General features: G+C 64.1%; 15 protein-coding genes. 11 read left to right on the forward strand and 4 right to left on the reverse strand.

The genetic code is table 11. The features are described 5' to 3' along the window. Positions 1 to 9: 9 nt before the first annotated feature. Together AC0L3P_RS07420 and AC0L3P_RS07425 are read right to left on the reverse strand one after the other, a co-directional pair. Positions 10 to 1,194: a DUF2865 domain-containing protein gene (locus AC0L3P_RS07420; RefSeq protein ID WP_473301454.1), complete on the reverse strand. Its 1,185-nt coding sequence runs from the start codon at positions 1,192 to 1,194 to the stop codon at positions 10 to 12. A 130-nt stretch (positions 1,195 to 1,324) separates the two neighbouring features. Next, positions 1,325 to 1,630, reverse strand: a complete 306-nt coding sequence (locus AC0L3P_RS07425; protein ID WP_275167436.1) for a hypothetical protein — start codon at positions 1,628 to 1,630, stop codon at positions 1,325 to 1,327. Positions 1,631 to 1,922: 292 nt separating this feature from the next. Between AC0L3P_RS07425 and cysS the strand changes: the two genes are divergently transcribed. From cysS to AC0L3P_RS07445, 4 genes are all read left to right on the forward strand, one after another. Then, positions 1,923 to 3,305 carry a cysteine--tRNA ligase gene (gene cysS, locus AC0L3P_RS07430; protein ID WP_275167435.1) on the forward strand — a complete coding sequence of 461 codons (1,383 nt, stop codon included), beginning with the start codon at positions 1,923 to 1,925 and terminating at the stop codon, positions 3,303 to 3,305. A 115-nt stretch (positions 3,306 to 3,420) separates the two neighbouring features. After that, a complete protein-coding gene (locus AC0L3P_RS07435; RefSeq protein ID WP_275167434.1) occupies positions 3,421 to 3,930 on the forward strand; it encodes a GNAT family N-acetyltransferase in 510 nt (169 codons plus the stop codon). Next, on the forward strand, positions 3,927 to 5,525 hold the full coding sequence (cimA, locus tag AC0L3P_RS07440; RefSeq protein WP_473301455.1) for a citramalate synthase: 1,599 nt from the start codon (positions 3,927 to 3,929) through the stop codon (positions 5,523 to 5,525). The genes AC0L3P_RS07435 and cimA overlap by 4 nt, the downstream gene beginning before the upstream one ends. A 145-nt stretch (positions 5,526 to 5,670) precedes the next feature. Further along, the gene (locus AC0L3P_RS07445) at positions 5,671 to 6,048 is read left to right on the forward strand and encodes a VOC family protein (RefSeq protein WP_473301456.1); all 378 of its coding nucleotides are present in this window, start codon (positions 5,671 to 5,673) and stop codon (positions 6,046 to 6,048) included. Here the strand turns inward: AC0L3P_RS07445 and AC0L3P_RS07450 are convergent. Continuing rightward, positions 6,045 to 6,650: an LOG family protein gene (locus AC0L3P_RS07450; RefSeq protein ID WP_275167431.1), complete on the reverse strand. Its 606-nt coding sequence runs from the start codon at positions 6,648 to 6,650 to the stop codon at positions 6,045 to 6,047. The two genes, AC0L3P_RS07445 and AC0L3P_RS07450, sit on opposite strands and share 4 nt — an antisense overlap. A gap of 202 nt (positions 6,651 to 6,852) precedes the next feature. Between AC0L3P_RS07450 and AC0L3P_RS07455 the strand changes: the two genes are divergently transcribed. The 4 genes from AC0L3P_RS07455 (at position 6,853) to AC0L3P_RS07470 (ending at position 11,444) form a co-directional block, all read left to right on the forward strand. After that, positions 6,853 to 8,808 (forward strand): ABCB family ABC transporter ATP-binding protein/permease, encoded by a 1,956-nt coding sequence (locus tag AC0L3P_RS07455; RefSeq protein ID WP_473301457.1) that lies wholly within the window; start codon positions 6,853 to 6,855, stop codon positions 8,806 to 8,808. A gap of 82 nt (positions 8,809 to 8,890) precedes the next feature. Continuing rightward, positions 8,891 to 9,589, forward strand: a complete 699-nt coding sequence (locus tag AC0L3P_RS07460) for a phosphatidylserine decarboxylase (RefSeq protein WP_275167429.1) — start codon at positions 8,891 to 8,893, stop codon at positions 9,587 to 9,589. Between the two features lie 86 nt (positions 9,590 to 9,675). Then, on the forward strand, positions 9,676 to 10,557 hold the full coding sequence (locus AC0L3P_RS07465; protein WP_473301458.1) for a CDP-alcohol phosphatidyltransferase family protein: 882 nt from the start codon (positions 9,676 to 9,678) through the stop codon (positions 10,555 to 10,557). Positions 10,558 to 10,724: 167 nt separating this feature from the next. Further along, on the forward strand, positions 10,725 to 11,444 hold the full coding sequence (locus AC0L3P_RS07470) for an RraA family protein (protein ID WP_354055620.1): 720 nt from the start codon (positions 10,725 to 10,727) through the stop codon (positions 11,442 to 11,444). A gap of 18 nt (positions 11,445 to 11,462) precedes the next feature. On the opposite strand, the gene AC0L3P_RS07475 is transcribed toward AC0L3P_RS07470, so the two are convergent. Further along, positions 11,463 to 11,774 (reverse strand): hypothetical protein, encoded by a 312-nt coding sequence (locus AC0L3P_RS07475; RefSeq protein ID WP_473301459.1) that lies wholly within the window; start codon positions 11,772 to 11,774, stop codon positions 11,463 to 11,465. A gap of 308 nt (positions 11,775 to 12,082) precedes the next feature. Here AC0L3P_RS07475 and AC0L3P_RS07480 point away from each other — a divergent pair, with 308 nt between their 5' ends. The 3 genes from AC0L3P_RS07480 to AC0L3P_RS07490 all read left to right on the forward strand — a co-directional run bounded on the left by AC0L3P_RS07480 (position 12,083) and on the right by AC0L3P_RS07490 (position 15,881). Continuing rightward, entirely contained in the window at positions 12,083 to 12,856 is a 774-nt protein-coding gene (locus AC0L3P_RS07480; RefSeq protein WP_275167425.1) for a motility protein A, read from the forward strand. Positions 12,857 to 12,879: 23 nt separating this feature from the next. Next, positions 12,880 to 13,710 (forward strand): OmpA/MotB family protein, encoded by an 831-nt coding sequence (locus AC0L3P_RS07485; protein WP_007608835.1) that lies wholly within the window; start codon positions 12,880 to 12,882, stop codon positions 13,708 to 13,710. A 272-nt stretch (positions 13,711 to 13,982) separates the two neighbouring features. After that, a complete protein-coding gene (locus AC0L3P_RS07490; RefSeq protein ID WP_473301460.1) occupies positions 13,983 to 15,881 on the forward strand; it encodes a potassium transporter Kup in 1,899 nt (632 codons plus the stop codon). Positions 15,882 to 15,989: the final 108 nt, after the last annotated feature.

The following is a 15,989-nucleotide window of genomic DNA, read 5'->3' on the forward strand; positions in this document are numbered from 1 at the left end:
CGTGGTGACCTACTTCTGCTGTTGCGGCAGGAAACTTGGCCCAACCGAACGGATCGGCTTGTTCTCGGACGAGGTCGCAGGGGTGCCCGTTTCCGCCGGCGGCGTTGCTGCCGGCGCGGTTGCCGTCGCCGGAGCCGCGCCCTTCTTGGCATTCGCGGGCGTGCCCTTGTTGAGCTGCCGCTGCTGCATCTTCTTGGCGCTCTCCTCGGTGACGATGATGTCACCCTGCTGCTCGGCCGATGCCTTGTCGTCGGCCGATTTGAGCGCGTCCGCCCAGGTCTGGCCCGCGGCCTTGCAGGAGCAGGACGGGTTGAACTCGCTGCGGAATTTGAACGCGGTCGGCAGCGCCGTGTAGGGCTGGCCGCTGGTGGAGACCGCGGAGTTCATATCCTCGCCGGGGTTGCGATGGGTGTAGAGCACGGCCTCGGCGGCCGGGCACAGCGCTTTGCAGGTCTTCTCGTCGTCGGGGAAGCGCGCCGGCACGGTCGCAAACGAGACCGGGAAATAAGCGCCGTCACAGGTGCGCACGCACACGGTGCGATAGGTGCCTGATTGCGGGCCGAGATCGGACGGCGGCACGCCTTGCGGATTGTTGGGGTTGTTGCCGCCGAACAGATTGCTCAGGAAGTTGCCGCCGCCTTGCGACTGCGCGGCGTTGGCATATTGCGGGCCGCAATTGTTCTGCGCCAGCGCCGCCAGCACGGAGCGGCGCTGGTTGTCACGCTCGGGACTGAAGCCGCCGGGGCCGCCGCCGCGCAGGCGTTCGAGATTGCCGGTGATCTGGTCCAGATTGGCGCGCATCTGCTGGATCTGGGTGTTGACCGGACCGCATTGCGCCGACTGGCCGCTGAACAACGAGAAGAAGCCGGAGGAATCGCAACCCATGCGCTTGGCCTGCATGGTGACGCGGTCGAGCTCGGCCTGCTGCTTGCTCTGGGATTCCTGATAGCGGCGGATCTGGTCTTCGCGCGCGGGATCACCGCCGCCGCCGCGATCGAGACCGGCGAGCTGGCCTTCCAGGCGCGCGCACATCGGGTTGGGTCCGAGTCCGTTCTGGCCAGGCTGAGGCGGCGGTCCCGGCGGTCCGGCCTGTGCGAACGCGTTATTGACGAGCATGACCGTGCTCAAGAGCACGGCGCAGGCAAGGATCGAGCGAGCACGGGAGAGAGACAAAAATTCAGGCATATCCGCCATTCTAGCGAGGTCACGGCCACGCGTGATGTGGGGGGCCGAAGCGCGCCCTCCCATAGCCGCTTCCTGCGGCATCGTCACGTCGTTTCAGAGGCCAGCGATTGGGCCTAAAGTACGCCAGTTCCGAGCGAATTCAGCGCTGGCAGGTGATTGCGACATATTCGTCGCAATGGCCATGGGAGCAGTTTGCGCCGGATTTGGGGACAGAGCCGGTAATTTCGTCGGGATCGACCCGGCGATAGGCCGAAGCCTGGGCAAAATCGCGTGACTGGCAGTAGGTGCGCGCGACCTGCGCGCCGCATTTGTCGCTCTTGGCCAGGCACTGATCGACGCCGTAACCATCCGCCTGGTTGGGGATGATGAAGACGCGGGTCTCGGCGCAAGCGCTGGAAACGACAAGGATGGAGGCGCAGGAAATGAGCGCGAGCAATGATCGCATGAAAACACCGGGGGCAAAAAATGGGAACTGCCAGTTCCAGAATGGGCTCAAATGGTTAAGGAGATGAACCATCTATGCGTGGCGGCTGCGCATGGCGGAGATGAAACCGCATTTTCGCGGCTCTCTTGACGCGGGGCCGCCTCATAGCCCATATGTTCCATCATGAACGGTCTCCTCGTCATTTGCGCCATTTGCCGCGAGATTACGAGCTAGCGATTCGCTGGCTGGAGCCGTCTTTTCTCAAAACCATTGAGAGCACTGGACGCCCGGCCAACAGCCGACGGGTATCCTTATGGAATTGCGCCTCTACGATACGCTGAGCCGGGAAAAGCGCACCTTCGTGCCGCTCGATGCCAAGGAGGTCCGCATGTATGTCTGCGGACCGACCGTCTATGACTTCGCCCATATCGGCAACGCCCGGCCCGTGATCGTGTTCGACGTGCTGTTCCGGCTGCTGCGCCATCTCTACGGTGAGGCGCACGTCAAATATGTCCGCAACATCACCGACGTCGACGACAAGATCAACGACCGCGCGGCGCGGGATTTCCCCGGCCTGCCGCTGAACGAGGCGATCCGAAAAGTCACCGAGCAGACCGGCAGACAGTTTCACGCCGACGTCGACGCGCTCGGCGCGCTCCGGCCCAGCGTCGAGCCGCGCGCCACCGAGCATATCGGCGAAATGCGCGAGATCATCGAGCGGCTGGTCGCCGGCGGCTTTGCTTATGCTGCCGAGGATCACGTGCTGTTCTCGCCGCAGGCGATGAACGCGGCCAATTCCGGGCTGCCGCGCTATGGCGCGCTGTCCAACCGCTCGCTGGACGAGATGGTTGCCGGCGCCCGCGTCGATGTCGCGCCCTACAAGAAGGGCAACACCGACTTCGTGCTGTGGAAGCCGTCCAAGCCCGGCGAGCCGTCATGGCCGTCACCGGCCGGCATAACCGCGCAGGGGCGCCCGGGCTGGCACGTCGAGTGCTCGGCCATGGCCTGGAAGCATCTCGGCGAGCACTTCGACATCCATGGCGGCGGCATCGATCTCGTGTTTCCGCATCACGAGAACGAGGTCGCGCAGACCTGCTGCGCCTTCCACCGGGAGCGGATGGCGAATTACTGGATGCATAACGGCTTCCTGCAGGTCGAGAGCGAGAAGATGTCGAAATCGCTCGGCAATTTCGTCACGATTCACGAGCTGCTCGCGGATTGGCCGGGCGAAGTGTTGCGCCTGAATATGCTCAAGACGCATTACCGCTCGCCGATCGACTGGACGATGAAGTCGCTTGAGGAGAGCGCCAAGACGCTCGACGACTGGTATCGGGTTGCGGCTGACGTCGTACCCGGCAAGCCCGCCCCGTCAGTGGTCGAGCCGCTGCTCGACGACCTCAACACCCCGCTGGCGATCGCGGCGCTGCATGGCCTGCGCGGCAGCGATGTTGGTGCGCTCGCGGGTTCGTTGCGTCTGCTCGGCTTTCTCTCCGAGAGTGCCGCGCAGTGGGAAGGGCGCAAGCAGCAGGCGAGCGGCGTCGATGCCAAGGAAGTCGAGCGCCTGATCTCTGAGCGAACGGCGGCGCGTGCGCGCAAGGACTTTGCGGAATCCGATCGTATCCGCGATCTGCTTGCCGCGATGGGCGTTGCGATCAAGGATTCCAAGGAAGGGACGACTTGGGAGGTCGCGCGATGAAGCGGCCCGACACGCCTTTTCCGCGGCACTGGTTCTATTACATCGCGCTGAAAATCCTACTGCTCGGCGCTGCCGTGGCGCTGGCGCTGAAACTCTATGGGATGTGGTGAAGACGATGGCACAAGCACTCCCAAAGCCCGGCCTGCGGCCCTTCCTGCCGGAAGACGTGCCGGTTCTCGCCGCGATCTTCACGGCCAGCATCGAAGAGCTGACCGGCGACGACTATAACGAAGCGCAGCAGCAGGCCTGGATGGCGGCGGCGGAGGACGAAGAGTTCGGCAATCGGCTCGCCTCCGACCTGACGCTGATCGCAACGCTGGAGGGATCGCCCGTGGGCTTTGCGTCGCTGCGCGGCAAGGATCATATCCGCATGCTCTATGTGCATCCGGCCGTGGCCGGGCAGGGCCTCGCGACGATGCTGGTCGATGCGCTGGAAAAGCTTGCGGGCGGCCGCGGTGCCGACAAGCTGACGGTCGACGCCAGCGACAACGTACAGGGCTTTTTCGCCAAGCGCGGCTATGTCGCCATGCAGCGCAACAGCATCACCGTCAACGACGAATGGCTGGCCAACACCACCATGCAAAAGACGCTCGGCAGCGGACCCGCATCGGGAGCACTGCAATGAGCAAAGAGCGCCTCTATCTGTTCGACACCACGCTGCGCGACGGTGCGCAGACCAATGGCGTCGACTTCACGCTGACCGACAAGCAAATCATCGCCCAGATGCTCGATGAACTCGGCATCGACTATGTCGAGGGCGGCTATCCGGGCGCCAATCCGACCGACACCGAGTTCTTCGGCACCAAGCCGAAGTTTTCGCATGCGCGCTTCACGGCGTTCGGCATGACGCGGCGAGCTGGCCGGTCGGTGTCCAACGATCCGGGCGTGGCCGGGCTGCTGGAAGCCAAAGCCGACGCGATCTGCTTCGTGGCGAAGGCGTCGGCCTATCAGGTGCGCGTTGCGCTGGAGACGACGAAGGAGGAAAACCTCGCCTCGATCCGCGACAGTGTCGCAGCAGCAAAGGCCGCCGGCCGCGAGGTGATGCTCGACTGCGAGCATTTCTTCGACGGTTACAAGGAGGATTCCAGTTTCGCTCTCGCCTGCGCCAAAGCTGCTTATGAAGCCGGGGCGCGCTGGGTGGTGCTGTGCGACACCAACGGCGGCACCATGCCGAACGAGGTGGAAGCCATCGTTACCGAGGTGACCAAGCACATCCCCGGCGATCATCTCGGCATCCACGCCCATAACGACACCGAGCAGGCGGTGGCGAATTCGCTGGCCGCGGTGCGCGCCGGCGCGCGGCAGATCCAGGGCACGCTGAACGGCCTCGGCGAGCGCTGCGGCAACGCCAATCTCTGCTCGCTGATCCCGACCTTGAAGCTGAAGGCCGAGTATGGTGACGCCTTCGAGATCGGCGTCACGGCGGAGAAGCTCGCAACCCTGGTCAAGGTGTCGCGCACGCTCGACGACATGCTCAACCGGGTGCCGAACCGTCATGCAGCCTATGTCGGCGAGAGCGCCTTCGTCACCAAGACCGGCATCCATGCCTCCGCCGTGCTGAAGGATCCGCAGACCTACGAGCATGTCTTGCCGGAGCTGGTCGGCAATCACCGCAAGGTGCTGGTGTCCGACCAGGCCGGCCGTTCCAACGTCATTGCGGAGCTCGATCGCGCCGGTATCGCCTACGAGAAGAGCGATCCGAAGCTGTCGCGGCTGGTCGAGGAGTTGAAGGAGCGCGAGGCGCAAGGCTACGCCTATGAATCCGCCAACGCCTCGTTCGAGCTGCTGGCGCGGCGCACCCTCGGCAAGGTGCCGCACTATTTCGAGGTCGAACAGTTCGACGTCAATGTCGAGCAGCGTTACAATTCGCATGGCGAGCGCGTCACCGTGGCGCTGGCGGTGGTCAAGGTCGACGTCGCGGGCGAGCATCTGATCTCGGCAGCCGAAGGCAACGGTCCCGTCAACGCGCTCGACGTTGCCTTGCGCAAGGATCTCGGCAAGTACCAGAAATATATCGAAGGCCTGACGCTGATCGACTATCGCGTGCGTATCCTCAACGGCGGCACCGGCGCGGTCACGCGCGTCCTGATCGAGAGCGAGGACGAGAACGGCGACAGCTGGACCACGGTCGGGGTCTCCCCCAACATCATCGACGCCTCGTTCCAGGCGCTAATGGATTCGGTGATCTACAAGCTGGTGAAGTCGGGGGCGCCGGCGTAGGGAATAGTGACGTGAGCTATGGCGGCGCCATCAATGCCGTCATTGCGAGGAGTGAAGCGACGAAGCAATCCAGAGTGCTTCCGCAGAGCCAGTCTGGATTGCTTCGCTTCGCTCGCAATGACGAGGAGAGAGGGGAGCGCGACCCATGATCGACCACATCTCCGTCGGCGTCAGCGATCTGAAACGCTCGGCGACATTTTACGAAGCAACGCTCGGGGCCATCGGGCTCACGCGCGTCGTCACGCGGCCGCGGACGATCGGCTTTGGCAAGGCCTATCCCGAAGTCTGGATCAATCTGCGCGAGGGCATGCCGCACGTGCCGCCGGAGAGCGGCGTGCATATCTGCCTGCGGGCCAAGACGACCGCCGAGGTCGATGCATTTCACGCTGCCGCGCTGTCCGCCGGCGGCGCGTCCGACGGCGCGCCGGGTATCCGCCCGCACGACCGCGTGCGTTATTACGCAGCCTTTGTCGTCGACCCCGATGGTAACCGGATCGAGGCGGTGACGTTTCCTGCGGACTAAAGTTTGCGCGCCATTTCCGGGGCGAGCTGCTTTTCGGCATCGTCGATCTGTGCCGCAGCCGCCTTCAGCTTCGGCAAAATCTCTTCGATCCGATCGGCCTTGAGGATGTCGACCGAAAGCCCGGCGCGGATGAACTCGGTCTGACGCATGTGCGACAGCAGCGAGAACAGCGGCTCCCAGAAATTATCGATGTTGGCAAGCAGCACCGGCTTGGCATGACGTCCCAACTGCTTCCAGGTCAATTGCTCAACCAACTCCTCCAGCGTGCCGACGCCGCCAGGCAAGGCCACGAAAGCGTCGGAGCGTTCGAACATCAGCCGCTTGCGCTCGTGCATGTCGGGGGTGACGATCATCTCCTGCACGCGGGTCAGCGCGTTTTCGCGCATCCGCAGGAAGTCGGGGATGATGCCGGTGACGGTGCCGCCGTGATCGAGCACGGAGGTCGCGACCGAGCCCATCAGGCCGAGCGAGCCGCCGCCGTAGACGAGGCGGATGTTGTTCTCGGCGAGCGCCTTGCCGAACGCCTTGGCGCCTTCGGTGAAACGGGGATTTGTTCCTGGGCCGGAGCCGCAATAGACACAGACGGTTTTGATCGTGCTCATTGGTGCCATGATGCATTGCAGCGAAGAGGCGTCAAGCCCAATCGGTGATTCGGGACTTCCGGAAATCTACCGGTAAACGACGAAGAACAATCGAAGACTCGCCATCTGGCGGGGTGCATGGGCATCGGTAAGGCTCTATATGACAAACGAAAATCCTTAATGGCAACGCAGCCCGCATCTGACGGGCTTTTCAGGCTTCTTGATGGACCAAGCTCAATCGCCCGCCGGCCCCAACGTTCCTGATCCCGCCGGGGGGCCGCTGGAGCGGGCCACGCTGATGGGCACGCTGGCGCATCTGTGGCCCTATATCTGGCCGGGCGACCGTTTCGACCTGAAGATGCGCGTGGTCTGGTCGATGGTGCTGCTGCTCGCCGCCAAGCTGATCACGCTGACGGTTCCTTTCAGTTTCAAATGGGCGACCGACGCGCTGACCGGCGCCAATACCGCGCCGGTTCAGGCCGACAATTGGCACCTTTGGGTGATTGCCTCGCCGCTGCTGCTGACAGCGAGCTACGGCGTGATGCGCATCGTGATGGCGGTGCTGACGCAATGGCGCGACGGCATTTTCGCGCGCGTTGCCATGCATGCGGTGCGCAAGCTCGCCACCATCACCTTCATCCACATGCACGAGCTGTCGCTGCGCTTCCACCTGGAGCGCAAGACCGGCGGCCTGACGCGCGTGCTCGAGCGCGGCCGCGAGGGTATCGAGGTCATCGTGCGCATGGTGATCCTGCAGTTGATCCCGACCATCGTCGAGGTCTCGCTGCTGATGGCCGTGCTGCTGTGGCAGTTCGATTGGCGCTACGTGCTCGCGACCCTCGTCACTGTCGCGGTCTACATGTACTATACCTACATCGCGACCGAGTGGCGGATCGGCATCCGCCGCAAGATGAACGATGCCGACACCGAGGCGAACACCAAGGCGATCGACTCGCTGCTGAACTACGAGACCGTCAAATATTTCACCGCCGAGACCCGTGAGTCGCAGCGCTATGACCGATCGGTCGCGCGTTACGAGGAGTCGAGCGTCCAGGCTTACACTTCGCTTGCCGTGCTCAACACCGGGCAGGCCGTGATCTTCACGCTGGGGCTGACCGCGACCATGCTGATGTGCGCGATCGGTGTGCGCAACGGCACCAACACGGTCGGCGATTTCGTGCTGGTCAACGCCATGATGATCCAGCTTTACCAGCCTTTGAACTTCATGGGCATGGTCTATCGCGAGATCAAGCAGGCGATCATCGACATCGAGAAGATGTTCAACGTGCTGGGGCGCGAGGCCGAGATCAAGGATGCGCCGGGCGCGAAGCCGCTGGTGGTCTCCGCGGGCAATGTGCGTTTCGAGGACGTGCGCTTTGCCTATGAGCCGTCCCGTCCGATCCTCAAGGGCATCAGCTTCGAGGTGCCGGCCGGCAAGACGGTTGCGATCGTCGGCCCGTCAGGTGCGGGCAAGTCGACCATCTCACGCCTGTTGTTTCGCCTCTACGACATTTCCGGCGGCAAGATCCTGATCGACGGCCAGGACATTCGCGAAGTCACGCAGGCGAGCTTGCGCGCGTCCATCGGCATGGTGCCGCAGGACACCGTGCTGTTCAACGACACCATCCGCTACAACATCCGCTACGGTCGCTGGGACGCCGGCGATGCCGAGGTCGAGCAGGCAGCGCAGCTGGCGCAGATCGATCGTTTTATCCGCATGGCGCCGAAAGGCTACGAGACCCAGGTCGGCGAACGCGGCCTGAAACTATCCGGTGGCGAAAAACAGCGGGTCGCGATCGCGCGCACCGTGTTGAAGGCGCCGCCGATCCTGGTGCTGGACGAGGCGACCTCCGCGCTTGACACCCACACCGAGCACGAGATCCAGGGCGCGCTCGAGCGCGTGGCGAAGAACCGCACCTCGCTGGTGATCGCCCATCGGCTTTCGACCATCGTCGGCGCCGACGAGATCATCGTGCTGGACCAGGGCCGGATCGCCGAACGCGGCACCCACGCAAAACTGCTCGCGGAGGAGGGACTTTACGCCAGCATGTGGAACAGGCAGCGCGAGGCCGAGGCGGCGCGCGAGAAACTGGCCAGGATGGCCGATTCCGGCGAGGCGCCCAACCGGGAGCCTCCGCCGGTCGCCGATGTCCTGACGACGCCTGCCGCGGCGGAGTGACCTTGTCTCCGGTCCCAACTCTGGCCTAAACAACACCACCGCGCGGGACGACCTGCGCCATCAACCCTGAGCGGCAATAACTATGTCCATTCTCGATTCGATCCAGCGTCAGATCCCGCCGATCCACAAGGAGGGTTATCCCTTCATCGGTGGCTTTGCGCTGGCAAGCCTCGTCCTGTTCTGGCTGTGGTCGCCTTTGGGGTGGATCGGCACCATCCTGACCGTGTGGTGCGCGCTGTTCTTCCGCGACCCCGTCAGGGTGACGCCGGTGCGCGAGGGGCTCGTGGTGTCGCCGGCCGACGGCCGTGTCTCGATGATCACCATGGCGCTGCCGCCGGCCGAGCTTGGGCTCGGCGACCGGCCGCTGCCGCGCGTCTCGGTGTTCATGAGCGTGTTCAACTGCCATGTGAACCGTAGCCCGATCGCGGGCAGGGTGGACCGTATTGCCTACCGCCCCGGCCTGTTCATCAATGCCGAGCTGGACAAGGCGAGCGAGGACAACGAGCGCAACTCGCTGGTGATCACGACGCCGACGGCGCGGATCGGCGTGATCCAGATCGCGGGCTTGGTCGCCAAGCGCATCGTCTGCTTCGTCAAAGAAGGGCAGGCGATCGGCGCCGGCGAGCGTTTCGGCCTGATCCGCTTCGGCTCGCGGCTCGACGTCTATCTGCCGCTGGGCACCAAGGCGCTGGTCTCGGAAGGGCAGACCGCGATCGCCGGTGAGACGATTCTGGCCGATCTCGCCGGAGACGACCCGAGCCGCGCCTATCGCGCCAATTAACCAATAAGTCGGCCTGAGGGGCCTTCCGCCGCAATGGCGGAGGGGAACGCGGCTTGCTATATCTCGCCTCAAGGTGAGGACGAGCCATGACGCCCTACGACTCTAGAGATCCAGACGTACGCCGGCGGCGGTTCCGCCCGATCCCGGTGCGCATGCTGGTGCCCAACGTCATCACGCTGCTGGCGATCTGCGCCGGCCTGACCTCGATCCGGCTCTCGATCGAGGGGCGGATGTCGCTCGCGGTCTACGCCATCGTGTTCGCGGCGGCGCTCGACGGCATCGACGGCCGCATCGCGCGTATGATCAAGGGGCAGTCCAAGTTCGGCGCCGAACTCGACAGCCTCGCCGACTTCGTCAATTTCGGCGTGGCGCCCGGACTGATGCTGTATTTCTGGCAGCTGCACGAACTCGGCAATGCCGGCTGGATCGCGGCCATGGTGTTCGCGATCTCTGGCGGCCTCAGGCTGGCGCGCTTCAATGCCACCATGGACGATCCCAACAAGCCGGCCTTTGCCGCGAATTTCTTCACCGGCGTGCCGGCGCCGGCCGGCGCGATCACGGTGCTGTTGCCGATCTATGTCGCGTTCCTCGATCTCGGCCGGCTGCCTGCGGCGGTGACGGCTGCGTATACGCTGCTGATCGCCTTCCTGATGGTGTCGCGCCTGCCGGTGTTCTCCGGCAAGACCAAGCGCATGCGGGTGCCGCCCGAATTGGTGCTGCCTGCGTTCGTCGCAGTCATCGTCTTCATCGCGCTGCTGATCGCCTATCCCTGGCACGTGCTGTCGATCGGCACGGTGCTGTATCTCCTCGCTTTGCCGCTCGGCTACAAATCCTATCGCGATCAGGCGCGCGCGTTGGAAGCCACCGGGCCGGCAGGAGGCGAAGTCTCGTCGCCGCCGTCGGCACCGACGCTGACAAACCTGTCGGAGCCGCCGCGCGACGACGACCGGCCCGACCGCTTGCACTGAACGGCAGGGCACTAAGCAGCAAGGCGCTGAGCAGCAAGCCACTGATCAACAAGACTTGGATATCTGCCATGAGGCGCCCCGAGTTGGGTTGAGACCCGATCTCGGCTATATCGCCAAGTGCCGGCGGCACCGCGCCAACAGCGGCCGCCAATCTGGGAGAGAACGCCGTGACGAATACTGCGACCGGGCCGCTGCCCGCTTCCGTCCTCGAAGCGCTGGGCCGCTATGACACCCCGACGATCTGCAATGCCATGGAGATCGTGGCGCCCGAGCGCCGGCTGATCGGCTACACCACCAAGCCACTGGTCTGCCCATTCCCCGATCTGCCGCCGATCGTCGGCTACGCCCGCACGGTCGCGATCCGCTCGGTGCTGAAAAACTCGCTACCGCCGGAAGAGCAGTCCAAGCGCCGCATCGACTACTACGAATATGTCGGGACCGGCCACGGTCCGCGCATCTCGGTGATCCAGGACATCGACGGTCCCGACGTCGGCTACGGTGCGTTCTGGGGCGAGGTGCAGAGCAACGTGCACAAGGCGCTCGGCTGCCTCGGCGTGATCACTGACGGCTCGATCCGCGACATCCCGCAATGGGCACCTGGATTCCAGGCGCTGGCCGGCTCGATCGGCCCGTCGCATGCTTGGGTACATGCGGAGAGCTTTGGCGGCGAGGTGCGCGTTGCCGGCATGACCGTGAAGTCGGACGACCTGATCCACGCCGATCTGCACGGCGCCATCGTGATCCCGCGCGACATCGCCGCAAAGCTGCCCGAGGCCGCCGAGCTCTGCGGCCGCCGCGAGACGCCGATCCTCGAAATCGCCCGCAGCCCCGACTTCTCGCTGGAGAAGCTGAAGGCCGCACTGAAGCGCTCGGCGGAGATCCACTAACGGCCGGACCGGAACGATCTACGGCTGCGACGCTGCTCGTAGGCCGTCCTGGTCCGTCAGGAACAGGGCGGCTTGATCTGGCTCGCCGAATACCGCGGCAGCGCATCCGATCAAGGTGAAGCCGCCGGCAAAATCCCACAGTGTGATATCTTCCGCATTGTCCGGCATCTGGATCAGGCGCGCTGCGATCACGGCCAGGGCCGCCTCGACAAAGAGCAGCACGCTGAAGGCCGGCAAGACGAGCTCGGGTTCGAGCATGTGGAGCGCCAGCACTGCGGGAAGCGCGGTGAGAAGACTGAACAGCGTCACCATTGCGATGCCTTCCGCCATGAGGTGCCGGTCCGGTCCAGAATACCAACTGATCGGTCGCGCCCGATGTGGCGCAGGGCCGCAGCCGAAGGTTTCGCGCACGCACGGTGATGGGTGCGCGGCGCCGTATGGTTAGCAAAATGTTGAAATCCCTGTCGGCAGTCGGCAAAAGCCGGCGCCTTTTAGCGCCCTGCGGCCGCCGGGCGCGCCGGCTCAACTTAACCTTTACGCGTCTTTAATCGCGGCTCACTAGGGTCTCCGATGCGGTTCGGGGTTGGGCCGCGCCATCGGCCAGGACGGCCGTTGTTGCGTTCGCGTTGGAGTCTCCCATGGATATCATGACGAGCATCGGGCTCGTGGCGGGCATTATCGTCATCGCGACGATGATGCTGCTGGGCGGCGATCTCCACATGTTCGTCTCCGAGCATGCGATGATCATCATCTTCGGCGGCTCGACGGCTGCGACCATGATCCGCTTTCCGCTCTCGACGCTGATCCATGGCCTGCCGCTCGGCGCCAAGTTTGCCTTCACAATGAGCCGTCTGTCGGCGCACGATCTGGTCGACGAGCTCGCCCGCATCGCCGAGATCGCCCGCAAGCAGGGCCCGGTGGGGCTGGAAAAAGTCGAGACCGACGAGCCGTTCCTCGCCAAGGGCATCCGCTACGTCGCCGACGGCTACGACCTCGATTTCATTCGCGACAACCTCGAGCGCGACCGCGACAACTTCCTGATGCATCTGGACGAAGGCAGCAAGATCTACCGCGCCATCGGCGACTGCGCCCCGGCTTTCGGCATGGTCGGCACGCTGATCGGCATGGTGCAGATGTTCGCCAACATGACCGACCCGTCAAAGCTCGGCCCGTTCATGGCGACCGCGCTGCTCGCCACTCTCTACGGCGCGCTGGTCGCCAACCTGTTCTGTACCCCGATCGCGGACAAGCTGCATGGCAAGCTCCTGGACGAAGAGACCAACCGCACGCTGATCATCGACGGCATCCTGATGATCCGCGACTCCAAGAGTCCGACGCTGGTCCGCGAAATGCTGCTGGCTTATCTGCCCGAGAAGCACCGCCACGCCGAAGGCGAGCCGGTTCCGGCCTGATTCTGCCCGCCGGGATTTGAGATATGGCCAAGAAGAAGCGCGGCGATTCACACGGAGGCGGTCACGGCTGGTTCGTGACCTTCGCCGACCTGATGGGCCTGATGATGAGCTTCTTCGTGATGCTCGTCGCGTTCTCGACTCAGGATGCCAACAAGCTGAAGGTCGTCGCGGGCTCCATGCGCGACGCCTTTGGTGTCCAGACCGAAGCGCGCTACTCCGGCATCGTCGAGTCCGACGGCCTGCCGACCCGCCCTCGGCTGAAGAACGTCGATCACATTCAGCCTGAGGACTCCTCCAACACGCCGACGCCGGACCAGGAGGATCGTGACCGCACGTCGGGCGCGAAGATCAAGGTCGACCGCAATTTTGCGCTGGCGGCGGCCTCGTTGCGCCAGGCGTTGCAGGACATGCCGGAACTGACCGAGATGTCCAAGCACATCATGTTCGAGGAGACCAAGCAGGGTCTTAACCTCGAGATCGTGGACCAGGACGGCCGGTCGATGTTCGCCGACGGCTCCAAAGTGCCCTATGACCGCACCCGCCGCTTGATCGAGAAGCTCGCTGTTCCGCTCAAGGCGACGCCGCTGCGCGTCTCCATCGCCGGCCACACCGCGGCTGGATTTGTGCCGACCCGCAGCGACTACGGTGCCTTCGACCTGTCGGCCGACCGCGCCAATGCCGTCCGTCAGATCCTCGAACGCGAGGGCCTGCCGGGCGCCCATGTCTTTGCCGTCTCCGGCAAGGCGGACACCCAGCCGCTGTTCCCGGACGATCCGTCGCTTGCCGCCAACCGGCGGGTGACCATCACTCTCATGCGTGAAGATCCGCCGCTGCCGCCGAATCTGAAGCCTTAGGGCGTCTCCGAGCGAGGTGAACGCCGCTTCGTCTGAAGAAAACGCGACAAAACAGGGATGTAGAGCCCGTTACGCTTCAATCGGGACGGAAAGGCTCAGGGCTCTTGTGCCACCATCGTACCTGAGGCATGTCGTCGCGTGGGCGACGACCGTTGCTGCGGCGTCACAGCATCTGCCCCGGCGCCTGCTATGGTGATGTGCCGATTGACAGGGGCGCCGGAACCGTCAAAAGGCGCCGGATCAATTCTCGGGCAGAAGCGTTCCAGTTTCATATGACGGCGAGCATCACATCGACCGAAGCTCAGGACGGGCCGGTCACCTCTGGTTTCTGGGGCCTGACGCTCGGGAGCATCGGCGTCGTCTTCGGCGACATCGGCACGTCGCCACTCTACGCATTCCACGAGGCGGTCAGGGGCGCGGCCCATGGCCAGCCGGTCTCGCGGGTCATGGTGCTCGGCGTGCTCTCGCTGATCCTCTGGGCGCTGCTGATCGTCGTCACCGCCAAATACGTTCTGCTGCTGCTGCGCGCCGACAACAACGGGGAGGGCGGCACGCTTTCCCTCATGGCGCTCGGCCAGCGCGCGCTCGGGCGGCGGAGCTGGTTCCTGACAGCGCTCGGCGTCGTCGGCGCCTCCATGTTCATCGGCGATTCCATGATCACGCCGGCGATCTCGGTGCTGTCGGCGGTCGAGGGTCTAAAACTCGCAACTCCTGCCTTCGAGCACTATGTCGTTCCCCTGACCGTTCTCATCCTGGCGCTGCTGTTCGCGGTCCAGAGCAAGGGGACGGCGCTGGTGGCCTCGGCCTTCGGGCCGGTGATGGTCGTCTGGTTCACCGTTCTTGCCGTGCTGGGCGCCATTCACATCGCCGACGATCCGTCGGTACTCGCTGCGATCAATCCCTATTACGCGCTGCAATTCCTGCTGTCGCACGGCACGATCGGCCTGGTGACACTGGGCGCGGTGTTCCTGGCGGTGACCGGCGGCGAGGCGCTTTACGCAGATCTTGGCCATTTCGGCCGCAAGCCGATCCAGTCGGCCTGGATGTTCTTCGTGCTGCCCTCGCTCCTGATCAACTATTTCGGGCAGGGCGCGCTGGTGCTGTCCGATCCCAGCGCGATCGAACATTCCTTTTACCGCATGGTGCCCGAGCACTTCGTGCTGCCGCTGGTCGGGCTTGCGACCGCCGCGACCGTGATCGCGAGCCAGGCGGTGATCACGGGGGCCTATTCGCTGGTCTATCAGGCCGTGCAGCTCGGCCTCCTGCCACGCTTCGAGGTGCGCTTCACCTCGGAAACCCACGCCGGCCAGATCTATCTGCCGCGGGTAAACCGCCTGCTCCTGATCGGTGTGATGCTGCTGGTGCTGTTGTTCCACACCCCCAGCAACCTGGCATCTGCCTACGGCATCGCGGTCTCCACCACCATGGTTGCCGACGGCGTCATGGGCTTCATCGTGATCTGGAAATTGTGGAACTGGCGCGCCGCGACGGCCGCAGCCGTGATCCTGCCCTTCGTCGTGGTCGACATCAGCTTCTTCAGCGCGAATCTTCTGAAGCTGCTGGAAGGCGCCTGGGTGCCGCTGCTGTTCGGCGTGATCATGGCCGGGACAATCTGGACCTGGCGGCGAGGGTCCGGGATCTTGATTCAGAAAACGCGCCGCATCGAGGTGCCGCTGGACGATCTGATCCGGAGCCTGGAGAAGCGGCCGCCGCATATCGTCAAGGGCACCGCGGTGTTCCTGACCAGCGATCCTTCCTTCGTGCCGACCGCGCTGCTGCACAATCTCAAGCACAACAAGGTGCTGCACGAGCACAACGTGGTCCTGACCATCGAGACCGCGCATACGCCGCGGGTTGATCTGTCGGAGCGTTTCCGGATGGAGAAGATCAGCGACAAGTTCTTCAAGGTCCGCCTGCGCTTCGGTTACATGGAGCAGCCGAATGTGCCCAAGGCGCTTGCAATCGCGCGCAAGCAGGGCTGGCAGTTCGACATCATGTCGACGTCGTTCTTCGTGTCCCGGCGCTCACTGAAGGCGTCGGCGCAGTCCGGCATGCCGCTTTGGCAGGACCATTTGTTCATCGCACTGAGCCGGTCCGCCAACGACGCCACCGACTATTTCCAGATTCCCACCGGACGGGTGGTTGAAGTCGGAACCCAGGTCACCATCTAAGACGCGGTCGGCGAAGCTATGCAAAATTGCATGCCTAAGCCCCGAAATCGGGCTAGGCTATGCCGGTAGCGCAGGCCTATAAGCCCCGCGCCCTTCTGCCGTTGTGCA

It is taken from the genome of Bradyrhizobium sp. WSM4874, assembly GCF_055811835.1.